Annotated in this window: 19 protein-coding genes; 13 read left to right on the forward strand and 6 right to left on the reverse strand. The window is 68.1% G+C overall.

What is annotated here, in order from left to right; translation table 11 throughout:
* Window positions 1-23 precede the first annotated feature (23 nt).
* The 4 genes from garD (at window position 24) to ACSFBC_RS24060 (ending at window position 4664) form a co-directional block, all read left to right on the forward strand.
* Window positions 24-1622 carry a galactarate dehydratase gene (garD, locus tag ACSFBC_RS24045; protein WP_435512849.1) on the forward strand — a complete coding sequence of 533 codons (1599 nt, stop codon included), beginning with the start codon at window positions 24-26 and terminating at the stop codon, window positions 1620-1622.
* Between the two features lie 146 nt (window positions 1623-1768).
* Complete coding sequence (locus ACSFBC_RS24050; protein WP_435512850.1) at window positions 1769-2533, forward strand: SDR family NAD(P)-dependent oxidoreductase; 765 nt, start codon at window positions 1769-1771, stop codon at window positions 2531-2533.
* 59 nt (window positions 2534-2592) lie between these two features.
* Window positions 2593-3573: a tripartite tricarboxylate transporter substrate binding protein gene (locus ACSFBC_RS24055; protein ID WP_435512851.1), complete on the forward strand. Its 981-nt coding sequence runs from the start codon at window positions 2593-2595 to the stop codon at window positions 3571-3573.
* 104 nt (window positions 3574-3677) lie between these two features.
* Window positions 3678-4664 (forward strand): Bug family tripartite tricarboxylate transporter substrate binding protein, encoded by a 987-nt coding sequence (locus ACSFBC_RS24060; RefSeq protein ID WP_435512852.1) that lies wholly within the window; start codon window positions 3678-3680, stop codon window positions 4662-4664.
* A 192-nt stretch (window positions 4665-4856) separates the two neighbouring features.
* Here the strand turns inward: ACSFBC_RS24060 and ACSFBC_RS24065 are convergent, their stop codons facing one another.
* Window positions 4857-5783, reverse strand: a complete 927-nt coding sequence (locus ACSFBC_RS24065) for a GntR family transcriptional regulator (protein WP_435512853.1) — start codon at window positions 5781-5783, stop codon at window positions 4857-4859.
* 164 nt (window positions 5784-5947) lie between these two features.
* Between ACSFBC_RS24065 and aptA the strand changes: the two genes are divergently transcribed.
* The 7 genes from aptA to ACSFBC_RS24100 all read left to right on the forward strand — a co-directional run bounded on the left by aptA (window position 5948) and on the right by ACSFBC_RS24100 (window position 14846).
* The gene (gene aptA, locus ACSFBC_RS24070; RefSeq protein ID WP_475544565.1) at window positions 5948-7333 is read left to right on the forward strand and encodes an omega-aminotransferase AptA; all 1386 of its coding nucleotides are present in this window, start codon (window positions 5948-5950) and stop codon (window positions 7331-7333) included.
* A gap of 41 nt (window positions 7334-7374) precedes the next feature.
* Window positions 7375-8469 (forward strand): C45 family autoproteolytic acyltransferase/hydrolase, encoded by a 1095-nt coding sequence (locus ACSFBC_RS24075; RefSeq protein WP_435512854.1) that lies wholly within the window; start codon window positions 7375-7377, stop codon window positions 8467-8469.
* 29 nt (window positions 8470-8498) lie between these two features.
* Window positions 8499-10109 (forward strand): ABC transporter substrate-binding protein, encoded by a 1611-nt coding sequence (locus tag ACSFBC_RS24080; RefSeq protein ID WP_435512855.1) that lies wholly within the window; start codon window positions 8499-8501, stop codon window positions 10107-10109.
* Between the two features lie 16 nt (window positions 10110-10125).
* Window positions 10126-11070 (forward strand): ABC transporter permease, encoded by a 945-nt coding sequence (locus ACSFBC_RS24085; RefSeq protein WP_435512856.1) that lies wholly within the window; start codon window positions 10126-10128, stop codon window positions 11068-11070.
* Window positions 11067-11885, forward strand: coding sequence for an ABC transporter permease (locus ACSFBC_RS24090; protein WP_435512857.1), 819 nt, complete (start codon window positions 11067-11069; stop codon window positions 11883-11885). Before ACSFBC_RS24085 ends, ACSFBC_RS24090 begins: the two co-directional genes overlap by 4 nt.
* A complete protein-coding gene (locus ACSFBC_RS24095) occupies window positions 11882-13630 on the forward strand; it encodes an ABC transporter ATP-binding protein (protein WP_435512858.1) in 1749 nt (582 codons plus the stop codon). The genes ACSFBC_RS24090 and ACSFBC_RS24095 overlap by 4 nt, the downstream gene beginning before the upstream one ends.
* Window positions 13631-13733: 103 nt before the next feature.
* On the forward strand, window positions 13734-14846 hold the full coding sequence (locus tag ACSFBC_RS24100; RefSeq protein ID WP_435512859.1) for a hypothetical protein: 1113 nt from the start codon (window positions 13734-13736) through the stop codon (window positions 14844-14846).
* A gap of 235 nt (window positions 14847-15081) precedes the next feature.
* Here the strand turns inward: ACSFBC_RS24100 and ACSFBC_RS24105 are convergent, their stop codons facing one another.
* Window positions 15082-15543 (reverse strand): GNAT family N-acetyltransferase, encoded by a 462-nt coding sequence (locus tag ACSFBC_RS24105; protein ID WP_435512860.1) that lies wholly within the window; start codon window positions 15541-15543, stop codon window positions 15082-15084.
* A 90-nt stretch (window positions 15544-15633) separates the two neighbouring features.
* A complete protein-coding gene (locus ACSFBC_RS24110) occupies window positions 15634-16176 on the reverse strand; it encodes a CHRD domain-containing protein (RefSeq protein ID WP_435512861.1) in 543 nt (180 codons plus the stop codon).
* A 193-nt stretch (window positions 16177-16369) separates the two neighbouring features.
* Here ACSFBC_RS24110 and ACSFBC_RS24115 point away from each other — a divergent pair, with 193 nt between their 5' ends.
* Together ACSFBC_RS24115 and ACSFBC_RS24120 are read left to right on the forward strand one after the other, a co-directional pair.
* Window positions 16370-16753 carry a DUF4259 domain-containing protein gene (locus ACSFBC_RS24115; RefSeq protein ID WP_435512862.1) on the forward strand — a complete coding sequence of 128 codons (384 nt, stop codon included), beginning with the start codon at window positions 16370-16372 and terminating at the stop codon, window positions 16751-16753.
* Between the two features lie 33 nt (window positions 16754-16786).
* Window positions 16787-17770 (forward strand): quinone oxidoreductase family protein, encoded by a 984-nt coding sequence (locus ACSFBC_RS24120; protein WP_435512863.1) that lies wholly within the window; start codon window positions 16787-16789, stop codon window positions 17768-17770.
* Between the two features lie 29 nt (window positions 17771-17799).
* On the opposite strand, the gene ACSFBC_RS24125 is transcribed toward ACSFBC_RS24120, so the two are convergent.
* Genes ACSFBC_RS24125 through ACSFBC_RS24135 form a run of 3 tightly spaced genes read right to left on the reverse strand, consistent with a single transcriptional unit; the run spans window position 17800 to window position 21268 of the window.
* Window positions 17800-17985, reverse strand: a complete 186-nt coding sequence (locus ACSFBC_RS24125; RefSeq protein WP_435512864.1) for a hypothetical protein — start codon at window positions 17983-17985, stop codon at window positions 17800-17802.
* Window positions 17982-19154: a PepSY-associated TM helix domain-containing protein gene (locus ACSFBC_RS24130; protein ID WP_435512865.1), complete on the reverse strand. Its 1173-nt coding sequence runs from the start codon at window positions 19152-19154 to the stop codon at window positions 17982-17984. The genes ACSFBC_RS24125 and ACSFBC_RS24130 overlap by 4 nt, the downstream gene beginning before the upstream one ends.
* 29 nt (window positions 19155-19183) lie before the next feature.
* Window positions 19184-21268: a TonB-dependent siderophore receptor gene (locus tag ACSFBC_RS24135; protein WP_435512866.1), complete on the reverse strand. Its 2085-nt coding sequence runs from the start codon at window positions 21266-21268 to the stop codon at window positions 19184-19186.
* Between the last annotated feature and the right edge of the window lie 110 nt (window positions 21269-21378).

Consider the following 21378-nt stretch of genomic DNA (forward strand, 5'->3'; position numbering starts at 1 on the left):
CCTCACGCCGACGCTCCAAGAACATGAATGCGCCCCACGCCCCCACACCGCTCGCCATCAGCATGCATCCGGCGGACAACGTCGCGATCGTCGCCAACGACGGCGGCCTGCCCGCCGGCACGGTGTTCGCCTCGGGCCTGGTGCTGGTCGACAAGGTGCCGCAGGCCCACAAGGTCGCGCTCGAGGACATCCCCGAGGGTGGCGTGGTGCGGCGCTACGACGTGCCCATCGGCTATGCGCTCAAGCCCATCCCCGCGGGCAGCTGGGTGCACGAGCGGCTGCTGCGGATGCCCGAGGCGCGCTCGCTGGAAGGCCTGCCCATCGCCACTGCCGCGGCGCCCGCCATGCCGCCGCTCGAGGGCTACAGCTTCGAGGGCTACCGCAACCCCGACGGCTCGGTCGGCACGCGCAACCTGCTGGCGATCACGCAGACCGTGCAGTGCGTGGCCGGCGTGGTCGATTTCGCGGTGCAGCGCATCCGCGCCGAGCTGCTGCCCAGATACCCCAACGTCGACGGCGTGGTGGGCCTCGCGCACGGCTACGGCTGCGGCGTGGCCATCGATGCGCCCGACGCGATCATTCCGATCCGCACGCTGCGCAACATCAGCCTCAACCCCAACTTCGGCGGCGAGGTCATGGTGATCAGCCTGGGCTGCGAGAAGCTGCAGCCCGAGCGCCTGATGCCGCCGGGCACGATCCCGCTGATCGACGAGCGCAACGTGGCCGCCGTCATCGGTGCGGGCGACACGGCCGAGGCCAAGCTCGACGTGGTCTGCCTGCAGGACGAGGCGCACGTCGGCTTCATGTCGATGGTCGATTCCATCCTGCGCCAGGCCGAGGAACACCTCGAACGCCTCAACGCGCGCCGGCGCGAGACCGTGCCCGCGAGCGAACTCGTGGTCGGCGTGCAGTGCGGCGGCAGCGACGCGTTCTCGGGCGTGACCGCCAACCCGGCCGTGGGCTTCTGCACCGACCTGCTGGTGCGCGCGGGCGCGACCGTGATGTTCTCGGAAGTGACCGAGGTGCGCGACGGCATCGACCAGCTGACCGCGCGCGCCACCACGCCCGCGGTGGCCGAGGCCATGATCCGCGAGATGGCCTGGTACGACGCCTACCTCGACAAGGGTCGCGTCGACCGCAGCGCCAACACCACGCCGGGCAACAAGAAGGGCGGGCTGTCGAACATCGTCGAGAAGGCCATGGGCTCGATCGTCAAGAGCGGCAGCGCGCCGATCTCGGGCGTGGTGCCGCCGGGTGAGAAGGCCCGGCAGAAGGGCCTGCTCTATGCGGCCACGCCCGCGAGCGATTTCATCTGCGGCACGCTGCAGCTGGCCGCAGGCATGAACCTGCACGTGTTCACCACCGGCCGCGGCACGCCCTATGGCCTGGCCGAGGTGCCGGTGATCAAGGTCGCGACGCGCACCGACCTCGCGCGCCGGTGGCACGACCTGATGGACATCAACGCGGGCCGCATCGCCGACGGCGACGCCAGCATCGCGGACGTCGGCTGGGAGATGTTCCAGCTGATGCTCGACGTGGCCAGCGGCCGCAAGAAGACCTGGGCCGAGCACTGGAAACTGCACAACGCATTGGTGCTCTTCAACCCCGCACCAGTGACATGAGCTCTCCCCCAGTCTTCGCGCACTTCGTGTCGCTTCGCCAACCCCCTCACCGGGGGCAACACCAGCGGCCCGGCAAAGCCGGTTCCGCGATGTTTCTGGGCTGACGCATTGCGCATTGAATCAACCTTCGAAAAGAGAGACAAAGCATGGAAGACCTCCAAGGCAAGACCGCCCTCGTCACCGGTGCGAGCACCGGCATCGGCGCGGCCGTGGCCATCGCCTACGGCGCGCGCGGCATGCGCGTGGCCGTGCACTACAACCAGTCGGCCGGGCCGGCGCAGGCCGTGGTCGACACCATCGTCCAGGCCGGCGGCAAGGCCTTCGCGATCCAGGGCGACGTGCGCGACTCGAGCGCCATCGCCCGCGTGGTGCGCGACACCCACGCGCGGCTCGGCGGCATCGACGTGCTGGTGAACAACGCAGGCAGCCTGGTCAAGCGTGCGCCCATCGCCGAGTTCGACGACGCGCTGTTCGACGAGGTGCTGCACATCAACGCGCGCTCGGTGCTGGCCTTCTGCCGCGAGGTGGTGCCGCTGATGCGCGCGCGCGGCCAGGGCGGCAGCATCGTGAACGTGTCGTCGGTGGCCGCGCGCAACGGCGGCGGGCCGGGCGCCTACCTCTATGCGGGTGCCAAGGGCTTCGTGAGCACTGCCACGCACGGCCTGGCCAAGGAGCTCGCCCCGGACAACATCCGCGTCAACGCGGTGGCGCCGGGCGTGATCCAGACGCCCTTCCAGGACCGCTTCTCCACGCCCGCGATCCTCGAGTCCTTCAAGGCCGGCATCCCGATGGGCCGCATCGGAGAGCCCGACGACTGCACCGGCGCCTTCCTGTACCTCGCCTCGGCGCAGCTCTCGGGCTACGTGACCGGGCAGATCCTCGAGGTGAACGGCGGGCAGTACATGCCCTGACCATCCCCTGACGCCCACCGCTTCCTCTTCATTCCAACATCAGAGACATCCGAAAGCCCATGAAACACCAACCCCTGCTGCGCCGCATCGCCGCGCTGTCCGCCGTCACCGCGCTGGCCTTCGGCGTCGCCGCACCGGCCGCCGCGCAGACCGCCAAGTTCCCGACCCGCACCATCGAGCTGCTGGTGCCCTACCAGCCCGGCGGCGGCACCGATGGCCTGGCACGCGCCTTTGCCGACGCGAGCCGCAAGCACATCGACCAGAGCATCGTGATCGTCAACCGGCCCGGTGCCGGCGGCGCGATCGGCTGGACCGAGGTCATCAACGCGCGGCCCGACGGCTACAAGCTGGCCGTGCTCACGGTCGAGCTGCTCACGCTGCCGCACCTGGGCCTGGCCAAGTTCAACTACGACGACTTCCAGCCCATCGCGCAACTCAACGCCGACCCGGCCGCGATCACGGTGAAGTCCGACGCACCGTGGAACACGGTCGAGGAGTTCCTCGCCGACGCGAAGAAGGCGCCCGAGAGCATCCGCGTGGGCAACTCCGGCAACGGCTCGATCTGGCACCTGGCCGCCGCCGCGCTCGAGGAAAAGACCGGCACCAAGTTCAACCACATCCCGTTCCAGGGCGCGGCCCCCGCCGTGCTGGCACTGCTGGGCGGCCACATCGAGGCCGTGGCCGTGAGCCCGGCCGAGGTCACGACCCATGTGCAGGGCGGCAAGCTCAAGGTGCTGATGGTGATGGCCGACAAGCGCGTCAAGGGCTTCGAGAAGGTGCCGACCGCCAAGGAGCGCGGCATCGATCTTTCGATCGGCACCTGGCGCGGCCTCGGCGCGCCGAAGAACACACCGCCCGAAGTGATGGCGCGGCTGCGCGAGATCGCCGCCAAGACCGCCGCCGAGCCGCTGATGCACGAGGTGATGGACAAGCAGAACCTGGGCTACGTCTACACCGACGGCGCCGTGTTCAAGGAAACGCTGGCCAAGGACAACACCTACTTCAAGAGCCTGATCACCAAGCTGAACCTGAAACCTTGACGGGCTTCACCCAACGCGTGCCGAAGACCTAGAACAACACGGCACCCTCCCTCAGGCGCGTCGCGTCTGCGGGCCCTTTTCGACCACCGAACGGAGACAAGACCATGCAACGCCGCACCCTCATCCAGACCGCCATCGCCAGCCTCGCCGCGGGCGCCCTGCCCGCCTTTGCCCAAAGCACCTGGCCCACCGGCAAGGCCATCACCTACCTGGTGCCCTTCCCTGCCGGCGGCACCACCGACGTGCTCGGCCGCCTGATCAGCCAGAAGCTGGGCGCGGCGCTGGGCACCAGCGTCGTGATCGACAACCGCGGCGGCGCGGGCGGCAGCGTCGGCTCGGAGATCGCCTCGCGCGCGGCCCCCGACGGCTACACGATGCTGGGCGGCACCATCAGCTCGCACGCCATCAACGTGAGCCTGTACCCGAAGATCGGCTACGACCCGATCAAGTCCTTCGCACCGGTCACCTTGATCGGAACCAACCCGGTCGTGCTGGTGGTCAACGCCGCGAGCCCCTACAAGACGCTCAAGGACGTGCTCGATGCGAGCAAGGGCAAGCAAGGCGGGCTGTCGTCGGCCTCGGCCGGCACCGGCACCTCGCAGCACCTGTCGCTGGAGCTGCTGGCCTTCAAGTCGGGCGTGAAGTTCACGCATGTGCCCTACAAAGGCAGCGGCCCGGCGATCCAGGACGTGATCGGCGGCCAGGTCGACATGATGTTCGACACCACGGTGGTGGCCGCGCCGCACATCCAGAGCGGCAAGCTGCGCGCCATCGCCGTGACCTCGGCCAAGCGCCTGGCCTCGCTGCCCGACGTGCCGACGATCGCCGAATCGGGCATTGCGGGCCTGAAGGACTTCGAGGTCGTGTCGTGGCAGGCCATCTTCGTGCCGGCCGGCACGCCGGCGCCGGTCGTCGACCGGCTGCACAAGGAGATCCGCACCATCCTCGCGCAGCCCGACATGCAGGAGAAGATGAAGGGCTTCGGCATGGAACCGGCCGACTTGACGACCGCCCAGATCGCCGCCTTCCAGAAGGCCGAGGTCGAGAAATGGGCGCAGGTAATCAAGGCGGCGGGGGTGAAGGTCGAGTGACGCCCTTTGCTCGGCGGCCTTGATCAGCTGCCCGCCCTGGCGAGCCGGCCGTAGTGTGGATCTGCGAAACGGCATCTCTGCCAGCCGCGCTGGCAGCGTTCATGTCTGGCAGGCGTCATTCGATGACATGGCCAGCGGCATTGGCGGACCTCGACCGTCGTTTCGGGGAGTGTCATGGTCCTCCGGTGGCGCTCATTCGCCGAGCGTATCCAGCTCGCCCATCACGCGGCGCTCCAGGATGTCGCTGGCACGGCTCAGGTGGGCGTGCATGTGCTCCGCGGCAAGCCCGAGCTTCTCGTCCTCGACCGCATCGAGGATTTGCAGGTGCTCGCGGCACGACTTGCGCAGCAGGTCGATGTTCACGAGCGGGTAGTCGGACAGGTCTGAAATGCGGCGTAGCCGGTTCTGCTGGCGCACGGCATCGAGGATGAAGCGGTTGCCCGAAGCGCTCGCCAGCAGTTCATGGAACTGTGCGTTGGCCTCGAAGAACTCCATCCACGAGTGGCGCGAGGCATGGGCCAGCAGCGCCTGCTGCTGCTCGCGGCAGGCCAGCAGCCGCTCGCGCTCCAGCTGGAAACCGGGCTCGCGCAGCGCGGCGCATTCGACCGTGAGGCGAAAGCGGTAGCTCTCGCGCTCGCTCTCGACCGAATCCAGCGTTTCGGTGAACTCCCAGCGCTGGTAATGGCGCCCGCGCAAGACACCGTCCTGCAGCAGCGTGGTCATCACGTTGCGAAGCAACGCACGCGGCACACCGTAGGTCTGCGCCAGTTCGAGCTCGTTGACGCGCGTGGGCAGCTTGCCCGCGAGGCGGTCGCGCAGCAAGCGGTAGTAGAGGGTCTTCTCCTCGTCCTCCGGCATCTCGCGCCGCGCCTGCTCCAGCGCCTCGCGGTCGGCGACCAGGGTGTAGCCGCGGTTGGGCACATGCGTCAGCAGCGCGCACTCGTGCAGGAAACGCAGCGCGGCGCGCACCGGCGTGCGGGAAATGCCGAGCCGGCCCGCCAGGTCGGTCTCGGTCATGTGGCGGCCGTTCTCGTAGCCTCCGGCAAGCGCCTGGTCGAGGATGTAGCGGCTCACGCGCTGCGTGAGCGGCGGATTCGCCTTGTCCATCTGCTGGGCCATCCATGGTTCTCCGGAATGGGTGGGAGGATGCCGATCATTGCGCCATTTTGTACTTTTCGCCATAAAAAACCATGTACATCTCTCATTAAAAATACAATTTGAGTTTCAAGATCGGCCCCACGCCGACCCGAAATACGGGTCGTTTCCACCGGAGAAAACAACTCGTGGCCCCAGCCGACACCCTCTCTTCCTCCCCCGCCCGAACCGCCGACGCAGCGAACACGCCCGCCTCGCTCGATGCGTTCTGGATGCCCTTCACCCCCAACCGCAAGTTCAAGCAGTCGCCGCGCCTGATCGTCGGCAGCGAAGGCCTGCACTACGACCTGGCCGACGGTCGCCGCGTGCTCGACGCCATTGCCGGCCTGTGGTGCGTGAACGCCGGACACCGCAACCCACGCGTCAGCGCGGCGCTGAAGGCGCAGATCGACCTGCTCGACTACGCCTCGAATTTCCAGATCGGCCACCCCGCCGCCTTCGAGCTGGCGCAGCGCCTCACGCAGCTCGCGCCAGCGGGCATGAACCACGTGTTCTTCACCAATTCGGGTTCGGAGTCGGTCGACACCGCATTGAAGATCGCGCTGGCCTACCACCGGGCGCGCGGCGACGCGGGTCGCTACCGGCTGATCGGCCGCGAACGCTCGTACCACGGCGTGGGTTTCGGCGGCATCTCGGTGGGTGGCATCGGGCGCCAGCGCAGCACCTTCGGGCCGCTGCTCAACGGCGTCGATCACCTGCCGCACACGCTCGACCTGGCGCGCAATGCCTTCTCGCGCGGTGAGCCGGAACACGGCATCGACAAGGCCGACGCGCTCGAAGCCATGCTCGCACTGCACGACCCCTCGACCGTGGCCGCGGTGATCGTCGAGCCCGTTGCAGGTTCGACGGGCGTGCTGCCGCCGCCGCGCGGCTACCTCAAACGCCTGCGCGAAATCTGCGACAAGCACGGCGTGTTGCTGATCTTCGACGAGGTCATCACCGGCTTCGGGCGCCTGGGCAGCAACTTCGCGGCCGACCTTTTCGGTGTGACGCCCGACATCATCACCACCGCCAAGGGCCTGACCAACGGCGCGGTGCCCATGGGCGCGGTGCTGACGCGCGACACGGTGCACGACGCTTTCATGCACGGCAGCGTGAGCGCGGTCGAGCTGTCGCATGGCTACACCTACTCAGGCCATCCGCTGGCTTGCGCAGCCGCCATGGCCACGCTCGACGCGTACACCGAAGACGGCCTGATTGCCCAGGCGGCCGAGCTGTCACCGTACTTCGAAGACGGCCTGCATGCACTGCGCGGCCTGCCGGGCGTGATCGACATCCGCAACGTGGGCCTGCTCGCGGGCATCGAACTGCAGGCATGGGCCTCAGGCCCCGGCACGCACGCACAGACCGTGGCGCAGCACTGCCTGGAAAGCGGCGTGCTGGTGCGCTCGGTGGGCGACACCATTGCGCTATCGCCGCCGTTCACCATCGAGCGCCGGCACATCGACCAAATCATCGACAGCCTGCGCGCCGCCATCGCGCAGACTGCGCAGGCAACGGACGCGGCGGCCTGACCCCGCACCGCGCCACACCTCAGAGACAAGGAGATACAGCCATGGACATCGAATCGTTCCCCCTCTACGACATCGAAGGCGACGCGCGCCAGTGCGGCCAGCAGTACGGCCGCGCCGCCGGCGACCGCATCGACCTGAGCCTTCGCACCTACCGCCTGGCCTTCGAGCGCGTGGGCCTGAGCTGGGATCGCACCCGCGCACTGGCACGCCGCTTCATGCCGATCATCGAAGCCTTCGACGCCGGCATGCTGCGCGAGATCGAGGGCGTGGCCGACGGCGCGGGCGTGCCGCCCGAAGACATCGTGGCGCTCAACGCGCGCAGCGAAATGCTCTATGCCTTCCAGCAGCTCGAAGCCACCGAGCCGCCCGACGGCTGCACCGGTGTGGTGGTGATGCCCTCGGCCGCGCGTGACGGCAAGCTCATCCATGCACAGAACTGGGACTGGCGCGTCGAGAGCCTGGAGCTGGGCGTGGTGCTGCGCATCCAGCCCGCCAAGGGCCCCGCCATTCTGACCTTTGCCGAAGCCGGCACGCTGGCACGCGCCGGCCTCAACAGTGTCGGCATCGCCGTCACCGGCAACTTCATCAAGGCCGATGGCGACGGCCAGCAGCAAGGCGTGCCGCTGGCGCTGATCCGCCGCGGCATCCTGCAGTCGGAGCTGTATGCCAACGCACTGGGCGTGGTGTGCCGCAGCGCGCGCTCGATCTCCAACAACATGATCGTCACGCACGCCGAGGGCGAGGCCGTGAGCCTGGAGACCTGCCCTGCGCAGGTGTTCTGGCAGCAGCCCGAGGCCGGCATCCTGGTGCACGCCAACCACTTCAAGACACCGGCGGCGCTGGCCCGCGTGGTCGACCGCAGCCTGGAGACCACGCCCGACTCGCTGTACCGCGACCGCCGCGTGACCGAGGCGCTGCACGCCAAGCGCGCGGGGGATCTCACCGAACAGGACGTGCTCGACGCGCTGCAAGACCGCTTCGGCGCACCGCGCGCCGTGTGCCGCAGCCCGAGCGCCGGCCCCGGCGGCGCATCGTCGGCCACCGTGGCAACCATCGTGATGGACCCGGCGGCACGAAAGATGCGCATTGCACCGGCGCCCTTCAAGGCCCATCGCTTCACCGAGTATTCCCTCTGATCCGCCCAGCTTTCGCCAGGAGTGTCGCCATGTCCGTGCCCATGCCCCCATCCCGCCCTCCCGCTGCCGCCGCTGCCGCCGCCGCGCTGCTGGCCCTCGGCCTTGCCGCCGGCGCGGCCAGCGCCCAACCCGGTGCCGGCGCCGGCGCCGGCCAGACGATGCGGATCCAGATCAACTCCGACATCCGCTCCACCGACCCTGGCGGCAGCCGCGACGACAACACCGACAACGTGCTCATCCACGTCGTCGAAGGGTTGGTCGCGCTGCGCGAAGACACCTCGGTCGGCCCCATGCTGGCCAGCAAGATCGACACCTCGGTCGACGGCCTGACCTACACCTTCACGCTGCGCGACGGCGTGAAGTTCCAGAACGGCGCCGTGCTGACGGCCGACGACGTGGTCTGGAGCTGGCAGCGCTACCTGAAGCCCACCAGCGGCTGGCGCTGCCTGCCCGAGTTCGACGGCAAGGGCATGACCAAATTGCTCTCGGTGGAAGCAACCAATCCCAAGACCGTGGTCTTCAAGATCGAACGCCCCAGCGCGCTGTTCCTCACGATGATGGCGCGGCCCGACTGCGGCAGCGCTGCCATCATTCACCGCAGCTCGGTCGGTGCCGACGGCCAGTGGAAAGAACCCGTGGGCACCGGTCCCTACAAGCTGAAAGACTGGAAGCGCGGCCAGTACATCGAGCTCACGCGCTTCGACGGCTACACCTCGCGCAGCGAGCCGCGCGACGGTCTCACCGGCGGCAAGAAGGCCGAGATCGAAAACCTGCGCTTCGTCGTCATTCCCGACTCCGCCGCGGCCAAGGCCGCGCTGTACAGCGGCGGCATCGACGCCTTCGTCAGCCCCAGCCCCTCCGACGTGATCGAGATGCGAGGGCGCAGCGACGTCGTGGTCGACACCACGCCGGTGATGACCATGGTCGCGCTGCTGCTGCAGACCAACGACCCGGTGCTGAAAGACGTGCGCATGCGCCGCGCCCTGGCGCTGGCGCTCGACACGCCCGAGATTGCGAAGTCGGTCACCGAAGGGCTGTCGGCCGTCAACAACTCGGCCGTGCCTTCGTCCAGCCCCTACTACAGCGCCGTGCAGACGGGCGGCTTCAAGCGCGACGTTCCGGCCGCCAGGAAGCTGCTGGCCGAAGCCGGCTACCGCGGCCAGCCGATCAAGCTCATGGCCAACAAGCGCTACGAGGCGCTGTACTCGGCCGCCGTGCTGGTGCAGGCGATGGCGTCCGAAGCCGGCATCAACGTCGAGCTCGAGGTGCTCGACTGGGCCACGCAGCTCGACCGCTACACCAAGGGCCAGTACCAGAGCATGGCCTTCATCTACTCGGCGCGCATCGACCCCTCGCTCAACTACGAGATGGTGTCCGGCGACAAGGCTGCGCAGCCGCGCAAGGTGTGGGACAGCCCGTATGCGCAGACCCGCCTCACCGAATCGATGGTCTCGCGCGACAAGGCGCGCCGCCAGGTGCTGTTCGACGAAATGCACAAGCAGATGCTGCAGGACGTGCCGATGATCGTGCTGTTCAACGCCAGCGACGCCACGGCCATGCGCAAGAACGTGGTGGGCTTCAAGGGCTGGGCCCCGGCCAAGCCGCGCTTCTGGAACGTCCGGCTCGACGCCCGCTCCTGACCGAGGCGCCGCTTCCATGCTCGCCTACCTCCTGCGCCGGATCGCGATGACGGTCCCGACGCTGCTGCTGGTGTCGATTGCCGTCTTCACGCTCATGCGGCTGATTCCGGGCGACCCGGTCCAGCTCATGCTCGGCGAAGGCGCCGACCCCACGCAGCTCGAACTCATGCGCCACCAGATGGGGCTCGACCAGCCGCTGGTCACCCAGTACTTCGTGTGGCTTCGCCATGCGCTGGCCGGCGACCTCGGCGTGTCGACCACCAACGCACTGCCGGTGCTGCCGCTGATCTGGGAGCGCTTTCACGTGAGCGCCTTCATCGTGCTCACCGCCGTGGCACTGGCCTCGCTGATCGCGGTGCCGGCCGGCCTCGTCGCCGCCTGGCGCAAGGACCGCCCGACCGACCTGGCCATCATCGGCGCGGCCACGCTGATGCTCTCGGTGCCGAGCTTCTGGCTCGGCCTGCTGCTGCTGATGTTCTTCGGCCAGTTCCTTGGCTGGCTGCCGGTGGTGGGCTACGTGCCGATGTCGGAGAACTTCTCGCAGGGCGTGCTGTACGTGGTCTTGCCGATCGTCACGCTGGTGCTGGTCGAGACCGGTGTGCTCACGCGCATGTCGCGCGCCAGCACCATCGAGATCCTGCGGCTGGAGTACGTGACGCATGCGCGCGCCAAGGGCGTGCCCGAATCGCAGGTGCTGCGCCGCCACGTGCTGCCCAACGCCTTCAACCCCACGCTCACCATGATCGGGCTCATCCTGGGCCACCTGCTGAGCGGCATCGCGGTGCTCGAAACTGTGTTCACCCTGCCCGGCCTCGGCCGCCTGATGATCGATGCGATCTTCGCGCGCGACTACCCGGTGCTGCAGGGCTGCCTGCTGTTCACGGCCTGCATCTACGTCGTCATCAACCTGATCGTGGACATGTGCTACCCCTTCTTCGATCCACGGGTGTCGGTGCAGTGATGAAGAAGCTCAAGACCCATACCCTCATCGGCGGCGTGCTCATCGGCGTGCTGCTGGTCCTGGCGGTGGTGGCCGCGCTGTGGACACCCTACAACCCGCTGGGCATCGACCTGCGCAACAAGCTGCAGGCGCCGTCGATGGCGCACTGGCTCGGCACCGACGAGTTCGGCCGCGACGTCGCCAGTCGCGCCATGCGCGCGGCGTCCACCAGCTGCCTGATCGCGCTGCTTACCGTGGCGCTGGCCACCGCCATCGGCCTGGTGGTCGGCGTGGTCGCGGGCTTCGTGCGCGGCTGGACCGACCGCGTGCTGATGGCCTTCAACGACACACTGCTGGCCTTTCCAGGCCTGTTGCTGGCGCTAGGCGTGATGGTGATCGTCGGCGCCAACCAGTGGGGCATCGTGCTGGCACTGAGCATGGCCTATGCGCCCTCGGTGGTGCGCGTGGTGCGCGGCACCGTGCTGTCGCTGCGCGAGCGCGAATACGTCGAGGCCTCGCGCATGATCGGCAACGGCGAGATCTACACCATGTGGCGCCACATCCTGCCCAACTGCGTGGCGCCCGTCGCCGTGCTGGCCACCAGCATGTTCGGCTGGGTGCTGCTGTCCGAAAGCGCGTTGAGCTTCCTGGGCCTGGGCGTACCGCCGCCCGCGCCCACCTGGGGCAACATGCTGTCGAGCGCGCGCCCCTACATGGCCTCGGCCGTATGGCTGTGCGTGGTGCCGGGCCTGTGCATTGCGCTCACGCTGCTGGGCATCAACCTGCTGGGCGAATCGCTGCGCGACCGGCTCGATCCGCGGACGGAAAAGTCATGAGCAACACCACCTCTCCCAGCACTCAAACCTCGCAGCCCGTGCTGTCGGTGCGGCAGCTGAAGATCGACCTGCACGGCGGCGCCCAGACGCTGGTGCACGACCTGTCGTTCGACGTGCACCCCGGCGAATTTCTCGCGGTGGTGGGCGAATCGGGCAGCGGCAAGACCATGGCCGCACGCGCCATCCTGCAGTTGCTGCCTCCGGGCATCGCGCAGGCCGGCGGGCAGATCGTGTTCGACGGCGAAGACCTGAGCACGCGCGACGTGAAGGCCATGCGCCCGATCCGCGGGCCGGGCATCGGCATGGTGTTCCAGGAGCCGATGGTGTCGCTCAACCCGGTGCACCGCGTCGGCGAGCAGATGGCCGAAGGCCTGCGCATGCACACCAAACTGTCGACGCCCGAGATCCGCACGCACTGCCTCGACATGCTGCGCCGCGTGCAGATTGCCGAGCCCGAGCGCTGCATGGACGCCTACCCGCACGAGTTTTCGGGCGGCATGCGCCAGCGCATCATGCTGGCCAGCGTGATGCTGCTCAAGCCGCGTCTGCTGATCGCCGACGAGCCGACCACCGCACTCGACACCCTGAGCCAACGCGAGGTGCTCGACCTGATGGTCGGCCTCGCCAAGGACCAGGGCACCGCCGTGCTGCTGATCACCCACAACCTGGGCCTGGTCGGGCGCTATGCGCAGCGCGCCATCGTGCTGGAGAAAGGCCGCCTGGTCGAAACCGGCGACGTGCCCGAAATTCTCTTGGCGCCCAAGCAGCCCTACACCCGCAAGCTGGTCGATGCGTTGCCGCGCCGCCAGGCCACGAAAGCGAACCCCGCTGCATCGCAGCCGCCGCTGGTGCAGGTGCGCGGCCTGTGCGTGAGCTACCCCGGTGCGCGCGCCGGCCTCTTCAAGCGTCATCCGACGCAACGCGTGATCGACACGCTCGACCTCGACATCCACCCCGGCGAAATGGTCGCACTGGTGGGCGGCAGCGGCTCGGGCAAGACCACGCTGGGCCGGGCCATCCTGCGGCTCGCGCCGTCGCACGGCGGGCAGATCCTGTTTCGCGGCGAAGACGTGCGCACCGCCGACCGCGCGGCGCTGCACCGCTTCCGGCTGGCCTGCCAGCTGGTGTTCCAGGACCCGTTCTCCTCGCTCGACCCGCGCATGCGTGTCCACGACATCGTGGCCGAGCCGCTGCGCCACCTGCCCGAGCTCGATGCGGCCGCGCGCCTGCGCCGTGTGAAGGAAACGCTGGACGAAGTGGGCCTGGACGGGCTGGGCGCCCGCTACCCGCACGAGCTGTCGGGTGGCCAGCGCCAGCGCGTGGCCATTGCACGCGCGCTGGTGCGGCGCCCTGCCTTCGTGGTCGCCGACGAGCCGGTGTCCGCGCTCGACATGACCATTCAGGCGCAAGTGCTGCGCCTGTTCCAGAGCCTGCAGGCGCACCACGGCTTTGCCTGCCTGTTCATCAGCCACGACCTGGCGGCCGTCGAGCAGATCGCGGACCGCGTGATCGTGATGGAGCGCGGCCGCATCGTGGAGCAGGGTGCGCGCGACACGGTGTTCGACGACCCGCGCCATGCCTATACGCAGGCGTTGCTCGCGGCCACACCGCGACCGCTGGCTTCGCTGGCGCAGTTTCCGCAGTCGCATGACGAATGCGTGGACGTGATGGCGGCGACGTTCCAGCGTGCACCCGGGGCGCGGTCGGGGCACCGCAACGTCGAGGCCCCTCGCCGAGAACAGTGACTTTGGGCACTGGTGCCACGACGCGTGCACACCTATCTTCGCAGTCATCGCCCCACGGACCGTTCCGTGACGGCGAGCATGACAACACCGGAGGTAGAAGATCATGAAGACGAAGTTGTTTCTGGCCACGCTGGCGGCCGCTGCATTGGTGGCGTGCGGAGGCGGCGGAGGCGGCGGCGATGGCGCGCCGATCGACGTGGTGCCGACGCCCAATCCCGGCGGTGGCACAGGCCCGGGCCCTGGCACCGATCCCGTGCCGAACCCCGAACCCAACCCGGAACCCACGCCGATCAACGCGAACTACAAGTTCCTGACCTTCCAGCAGGAGCGCGACTCCGACACCGACTCGGCCGAGAAGCGATTCGACGACTACATCGCGTTGCTCAACCGCGAAGGCGCGGCCGGCTACCGCTACCTCGAGGGCGAGACCGGAGGCGGCACCCTGTCGTTGCACGACCGCTTCATGATGGTCAAGGACAGCGACACCACCTACAGCTACGAATACAAGCGGCTGACCTACAACATCCTGCAGACCAACGCGCTGCAGGCGCTGCTGGCGCAGGCGAAGGACCAGGGCTCGCGCGGCATGGTGCTGCTCAAGATCCTGGCGCCCATCGACCTCAACAGCAACAACGAGCCCGAGTTCGCCGTGCTCTACCGCAAGGACCTCGGCACATCGGCCACCTACGACCTGTCGGCCGAACCCTATGCCACCACCTCCGCCGAGTACGTGAACCGGGCCAACGCGCAGGGTGCGAGCGGCTACCGGCCGTGGGCCACGCCGGGCCTGTACAACCAGGGCAACTACCAGTTCTTCCTGAAGGACCTGAGCAGCGCGGCACGCTACGAAGTGAAGGCGGTGATCAGCCCGCTGAGCGTGGTCGGCGGCACGCCCGACGACCTCAAGGCGCAGATACGCGACCAGGGGACGCAGGGCTTCCGGATGCTGAAGAACCAGTTCATGGAAGACAGCAAGAACTTCTTCTTCTACGTGAAGGACACGACGCAGTCGAGCAGCTTCGCCTACGAGTTCCTCGACAACCCGGATCCGGTGTTCGGCCTGCAGGAGGCCAACGCCATCCAGGCCAACGCACAGACGGCCAACGGTCTGCGCTACTTCGGCCAGCCCGACTCGCCGTTGTTCTTCCGGGCATCGGCCTGCACCGGCCCGCTGTGCCTGTCGCCGGACCGCACCGAGACGAGCGACCAGAACTGACAGCGACCCGCGACCCCGTCACGTTTCGGGGATCGCCAGAGGCCGTGGCCGGACGCAAGCGGTCTTCACCGATGCGTTCGGCGGCGTCTGCGCCCGACCACGGCGCACCTGCGTCGCCGCGGCCATGAGAGCGTTCGACGAAGCGGACCGACAGTGCATGCATGCCGACGCGCCCATCGGCGTGCGCGCTCATCAAGTGCGCAACCGGATCGACATGCGTCGCGCCGATGTCGGGTCAAAGCATCTTGCGATACACAACAAAGCCCGATTTCTCTGCCACCTGGTCGTAGAGCCTCATCGCCGTTGTGTTGGTCTCGTGGGTCTGCCAGTACACCCTCGGGGAACCGCCGGCCTTCGCCCGCCGATAGACTTCCTCGATGAGGGCGCGCGCGACGCCTTTTCCCCTGGCGGCTTCGACCGTGAACAGATCCTGCAGATAGCAACTCGGCCCCATCTGCGTCGTGCTTCGATGGAAAAGAAAGTGGGCGAGGCCGAGCAGGCCCGCCTCGCCTTCGGCCACCAGCGCGTGCATCGGTTCGTCGGCATCGTGGAAGCGCGACCATGTCGTTCGTGTGATGTCGCTCGGTAGCGCTGTCGCACCGCTGCGGCCGTAGAACGCGTTGTAGCCGTCCCACAGGGGAAGCCATGCATCGAAGTCGCCTTCGACGGCGGGGCGAATGAGGAACTGTTCGGGCACGGGATGAACTCAAGTGGGGTTGGGGAAAAGCGAAGGGCGGGTGAGCTTCGAATTTCGGCTGCAGCCGAGCGATGTCTCGAAGCGCATCGCTCAGACACCGTGCGCGCCGAAGGTACTGCGCTTCATCTGCCCGCGGACTTCACCCGCCGGCCAGGCGCGGGTCGACACGCTGACGTACCAGAGGCCGGCCCTGACCTCGGCCACCTGTGTCGGCGTCAACCTGCTGTGGCCAGTCAGCTCGTAGCCGGCGTCGGGGCCCGGGTTGTGCTGCACGGCCTGGCTGTGCGGCGGCAACTGGATCGCCAGCGGGCCGTTGCTGCCCGGGGCGGCAGGGCCGTAAAAGCCGGCGAGCGTCGCCGGCCCGCTCAGCCGCGCGTAGTTCAGGCGCCATCTGAAGTCGCCCGTGTTCAGCGTCAGGGTGCCGGACATCGAGCCGCCCGCATTGCCCGCGCGGCTCGGGACCACGTCCCCGGGTTCCAGCGAGCAGTCGACCGTGAGCCACTCCGGCGCATCGCCGCGTGCCGGTTCCGTCGCGAGCGCCGAAGGTTCGGCTCGAACGATCCTCCCGCAGCCCGATGCGACCAGCGCTGCCAGTGCGGCGCCGAAGAGCAGGAATCTTCGTCCGAGAGTCATGGGGACAGGATGAGGCATGGCGGAAAGGACCAGAGTGCGGGCGAGCGGCCCGGGGTCAGCACGATAGCCGATGCCGGGGCCGACCGCGCCCCGGTCCGCTCACCGTGGTGATTGAAGCGCAGCAGCGCGGGTGCCAGCGGATCGCGACGAGAATGCGGCATTGGCATCCACACATCGACATGGGAGTCTGAAGATGGGCACGTGGTCTACCGAGAGTTTTGGCAATGACGATGCACTGGACTGGTTTGGCGAACTGCGCGAAGCGCCGAACCCGCTGTCGTTCATCCAGGAGACGTTGAACACGGGTTCGACGGAAAGCGTCGTCGCGGCCGGGGCGGTGCTGGCCGTGCTCGGCGGCCACGACGGCATCGACCTTCATCCGGACGTCGCCGCCTGGTGCGTCGGAAAGGCGGCACCCCCGGCCGCGCTCAGGCAAGCCGCCGTCGATGCCATCCAGGCCATCCTCGACGACCCCGAGGCGGACGGACACGACACCTGGGCGGAGCTGGGCGAAGACGATGCGGACTATCTCGCGTGGCTCTCGACGCTGAGGCGCATCCAGGCCGGACTTCGCTGAGGCTGCGGCCATTCCCACAGGAGCAAATCTTCCATGACGAACGTTGCACACGCCATCCGACTCACGGCCTTCGGCGGACCGGAGGTCATGCGCCTCGAACGGGTCGACCTGCCGCCGCCGGCCGCGGGCGAAGTCCAGTTGCGCCAGACCGCGATCGGCTTCAACTACATCGACATCTACCAGCGCGCCGGCAAGTACCCGCTGCCGACGCCGACCGGCCTGGGCCACGAAGCTGCCGGCGTGGTGGAGGTGCTGGGCGCGGGCGTTGCCGATCTGGCGGTGGGAGACCACGTCGTCTACATGAATGCCGGTGTCGGCGCCTACGCGGACCGGCGCAATGTGGCGGCCAGCAAGCTGGTGAAGATTCCGGACGGCATCAGCGACGAAGACGCCGCGGCCGTGTTCTTCAAGGCCATGACGGCGCAGTACCTGGTCAAGAAGACCTATGCCGTGCAGCCGGGCGACATGGTGCTGGTCCACGCCGCGGCGGGCGGGGTCGGGCAGATCCTCAGCGGCTGGGCCAAGGCGCTGGGGGCCACCGTGATCGGCACCGCCGGTTCGCAGGCCAAGTGTGCGGCGGCGCTGGCCGCCGGCTGCGACGCCGCGATCGACTATTCACAGCCCGACTGGGTGGCCCAGGTCCTCGCGGCCATGGACGGACGCAAGGCCCGCGTGGTCTATGACTCGGTGGCCCAGCACACCTTCATGGCTTCGCTGGATTGCGCGGCGCCCTTCGGCATGGTCGTGCTCTTCGGCGCAGCCTCCGGACCGGCGCCCGCCATCGACCCCGAACTGCTGAACAAGAAGGGCTGCCTGTTCCTCACCCGACCGTCCGTGTTTCCACACAACGCCGACGTGGCGACCTTCCGCGCCAACGCAGCGGATGTGTTCGCCGCCATGCAGAGCGGCGCCGTGCGTGCCACGATCGGCGCGACCTTCCGCCTCGACCAGGTGGCGGACGCCCACCGGGCCGCGGAGAGCCGCGCAAGCACCGGCGCGATCGTGTTGCGCCCCTGACGACAGCGCAGGCCCGGCGTGCAAAGGGCTTAACGCGGCTTGCGCACCCATCCGAACCAGACGCACACGCCGACCGGGATGCCCAGCGTGAGCCAGGCCAGCATGTCGCCCGCGCCGCCGTCGCTGAACAGCGCGGAGATCAGGCCCACGGTGGTCAGCAGGCCCAGCGCGATCGGCCAGCCCCAGAGTTTCCGAAACGCGTGCCTGGGCTTCATGGGCGGCCCTCCTTCAGGGCCAGCGCGGGCTGGGGCTGCGCTGCCGCGGGCGCCTTGCCCTTCGGCAGCGGCACGCTGTTGCCGCGCTTGAGCCACAGGTAGAGGCCACTGCCCAACACGATGATGGTCGCGATGTCGAGCAGTGCCCAGAGGATCTGCATCGGCATGCCGCCGTAGTCGCCGAAGTGCAGCGGCTGCGAGACCAGCAGTGCCGTCAGATACCAGGGCAGCTTGGGCGCGGCCGTCACGGTCGCGGTCTTGGCGTCGACCAGCACCGGCTGCAGCAGCTTCGAGGTGAAGGGCTCGTTGCCCTTCAGGAACACCGTCGTGTGGTGCGGGCTCGAGAAGGCCGTGCCCGGGAACGCGATGAAGGACAGCTTGGACTGCGGCGCCTGCGCGTAGGCCGCGTCGAGCGACTTCTGCACCGAAGCCCGCTCGGTCACTGCCACCACCGGCTGGTCCTTGTAGGGCGCGAGCAGTGCGCTCAGCTGGTCGTACTGCCAGTACTTGATCACCAGATCGGCCCAGGTGTTGATCATGCCGGTGCCGCCCACCACGAAGGCCCACACCAGCGTGACGACGCCCAGCAGGTTGTGCAGGTCCAGCCACTTGAGGCGCGGACGCTTGTCGTGGCGCACCGTGCCGAATTCGAGCTTGCGCATGAAGGGCGCGTAGAGCACCACCCCCGAGACGATGGCGACCAGCAGCAGCAGGCCCATGAAGCCGAGGAAGAGCTTGCCCGGCAGGCCCGCGAACAGGTCGACGTGCAGCTTGAACATCACGTACATGAAGCCCTCGTCGAACTTGGGCTGCGCCAGCACGTCGCCGGTGCGCGCATCGACCGCGACCGACTTGAAATCGTCGGTGGGCGCGGGCGTGGGCGTGAGCGTGACGAACCACAGGCCGTCGTCGTCTTCGGGTTGCGAGACGAACTGCACCACGCGATCGGGGTGCTTCGATTTGGCGACCTCGAGCACGCGGTCGAGGCTCACGCGCGGCGTGTTCGCCGGCATCTTCGGCGCCTCGATCTCGGTGCCCAGCAGGTGGCCGATCTCGTGGTGGAAGATCAGCGGCAGCCCCGTGATGCACAGCAGCAGCATGAACACGGTGCAGACCAGGCTGCTCCACTTGTGGACCCAGGCCCAGGTCTTGATTCTTCGGCTGTTCATCGTGGTCTTTGTCATTTTTCAGCTGCGGATCAGAAGCGGTAGGTGGCGCTGGCCACCACTTCCCGGCCCTTGCCGTACCAGCAGTCGCCGCGCGCCAAACAGGTGCTGAAGTAGGTCTTGTCGGTGGCGTTGTTGAGGTTGAGCGCATAGCGCCACTGGGCGGTTTCGTAGGCCAGCACGACGTCGAGCAACGCCACGCTCGGAATGTTCGGGCCGTAGCCGCCGCCCGAAGTGTCGCGGAAGTTGCTCAGGTAGCGCACGCCTGCACCGACCGAGAAGCCGGTGGTGCCGGCCAGCGCGAAGCGGTACTTGGCCCAGACGCTGGCCTGGTTCTTGGGCAGACCTTCGAGCTGCGCGTCGGCATCGATGTAGTGGTAGTTCGCGATCAGGTCGAGGTCGCGGCCGATCGAACCCTTGGCCTCGAGCTCGACGCCCTTGTTTCGGGTCTCGCCCAATTGGGTGAAGACGCCCGGCATCGGCTGGCGGATCTGGTTCTTCTCGCGCAGGTCGTAGACGGCGGCACTGTAGGCCATCGCACGTTCCTTGGGCTCGTACTTGACGCCCACTTCCCACTGCTCGCCGCGCAGCGGCTTGAAGGTCTGGCCCATGGCCGCGGCCTGCGGCGTGAAGGACTCGGCGTAGCTGACGTAGGGCGAGAAGCCCGAGGGCAGCGCGTACATCACGGCGAAGCGCTTGGTCGTGGCGCTGGTCGTCTGGTCCTCGCTGCCGGCCGAGCCCGACACGGCGCGGTCATGGCGCAGGCCGGCCAGGAAGATCCACTGGTTCCACTTGATCTGGTCCTGCGCGTAGAGGCCCGCGTTGCGCTGGGTGGTGCGCGGCCGGTCCGAGCGCACGGGCTCGGTGAAGTTGCCATAGACCGGCGCGTACGCATCGATCGCACTGAAGGTATAGCCGCTCGCGACGTTCTCGGTCTGGCGCGAGAAATCGGCGCCGATCAGCAGCGTGTGCCGAGCCTCGCCGGTGGCGAAGTGCGCCTCGGCATGGTTGTCGATCGCGGTGATGCGATTGCGCGTGGCCGAACTGTCGGTCACGCGGCCCAGCAGGCGCTTGTTGATCGGGTCCTGGCCCCAGCCGCCGACGGTGCTGAAGAAGTCGCCGTAGTGGTAGCGGTTGTCGTTGTCGTTCTGGGCCATGCGGAAGTTCTGGCGCACCGTCCAGGTGTCGTTGAACTTGTGCTCGAACAGCCAGCCGAAGGTCTTGCGTTCGCTGTTGTAGTAGTCGCCAGGCTCGCCGATGAAGCGGCTCGCGGGGATGCGGCCGTTGGGGTTGGGCAGGATCGTGCCTTCCCACGGCAGGAACTGCGAGCTCGAACCGCTCTTGTCCTTCTGCCACAGCGCCTGCAGCGTGAGCGAGGTGGCCGCGCTGGGGCGCCAGGTCAGCGAAGGCGCGATCAGGCTGCGGTCGTCGGGCACGTGGTCGACCTGCGTGTCGGCATTGCGGTGCAGGGCGATCAGGCGGTACGACCAGTCGCCGTCCGCGCTCAACGCACCGGTCAGGTCGGCCTGGATCTGCTTGCGGCCCCAGTTGCCGAACTGCACGCCGACTTCGCGCTGCGTCTCGGTCTGCGGCCGCTTGCTGACCATGTTGACGATGCCGGCGGCCGTGCCCGAGCCGAACAGCATGCCCGCGGGCCCACGCAGCACCTCGAGCCGCTCCAGCGTGTAGGGCTCGGTTCGGGTGGTGCTGGTGTAGTAGCCATAGGCCTGGCGCAGGCCGTCGAGGTAGACGTCGGGGCTGGTGCCGCGCACGCGCACCGAGTCGGTCCGCGCATCGAGGCCGTAAGCGTCGGAACGCACGCCCGCCGCGTAGCCCAGTGCGTCCTGCAGGCTGGTCGCGCCCTGGTCGACGATCTGGTCGCGGGTCACGACGGTGACCGCCTGCGGCGTCTCGGCCAGCGGCGTGTCGGTCTTGGTCGCGGTGACGGCGTTCTTCGCGCGGTAGCCGATCACCGCCGAGGTGGCGGTCTCCCGCTCGGCGTTGGCGTCGACACGCACTTCGGGCAACGTGGCGCTGGCACCCTGCGCGGCCGCCTGCAGCGACAGAAGGCCCAGTGCAAGGGAAAGCGTCGATCGACGGGCGAAATGTGGCGTCATGCGAATCGTCACCGATGGTTAAATGAGAAGGATTCGCATTCTACCCATCGATCGACCTTCGCGGTGCCTGCGCACGCCGAAGCGTTGCATGGACGCCTCAACGGCTCAGA

This window comes from Variovorax frigidus (assembly GCF_051216515.1).
In the GTDB taxonomy this organism is placed as follows: Bacteria; Pseudomonadota; Gammaproteobacteria; order Burkholderiales; family Burkholderiaceae_C; genus Variovorax.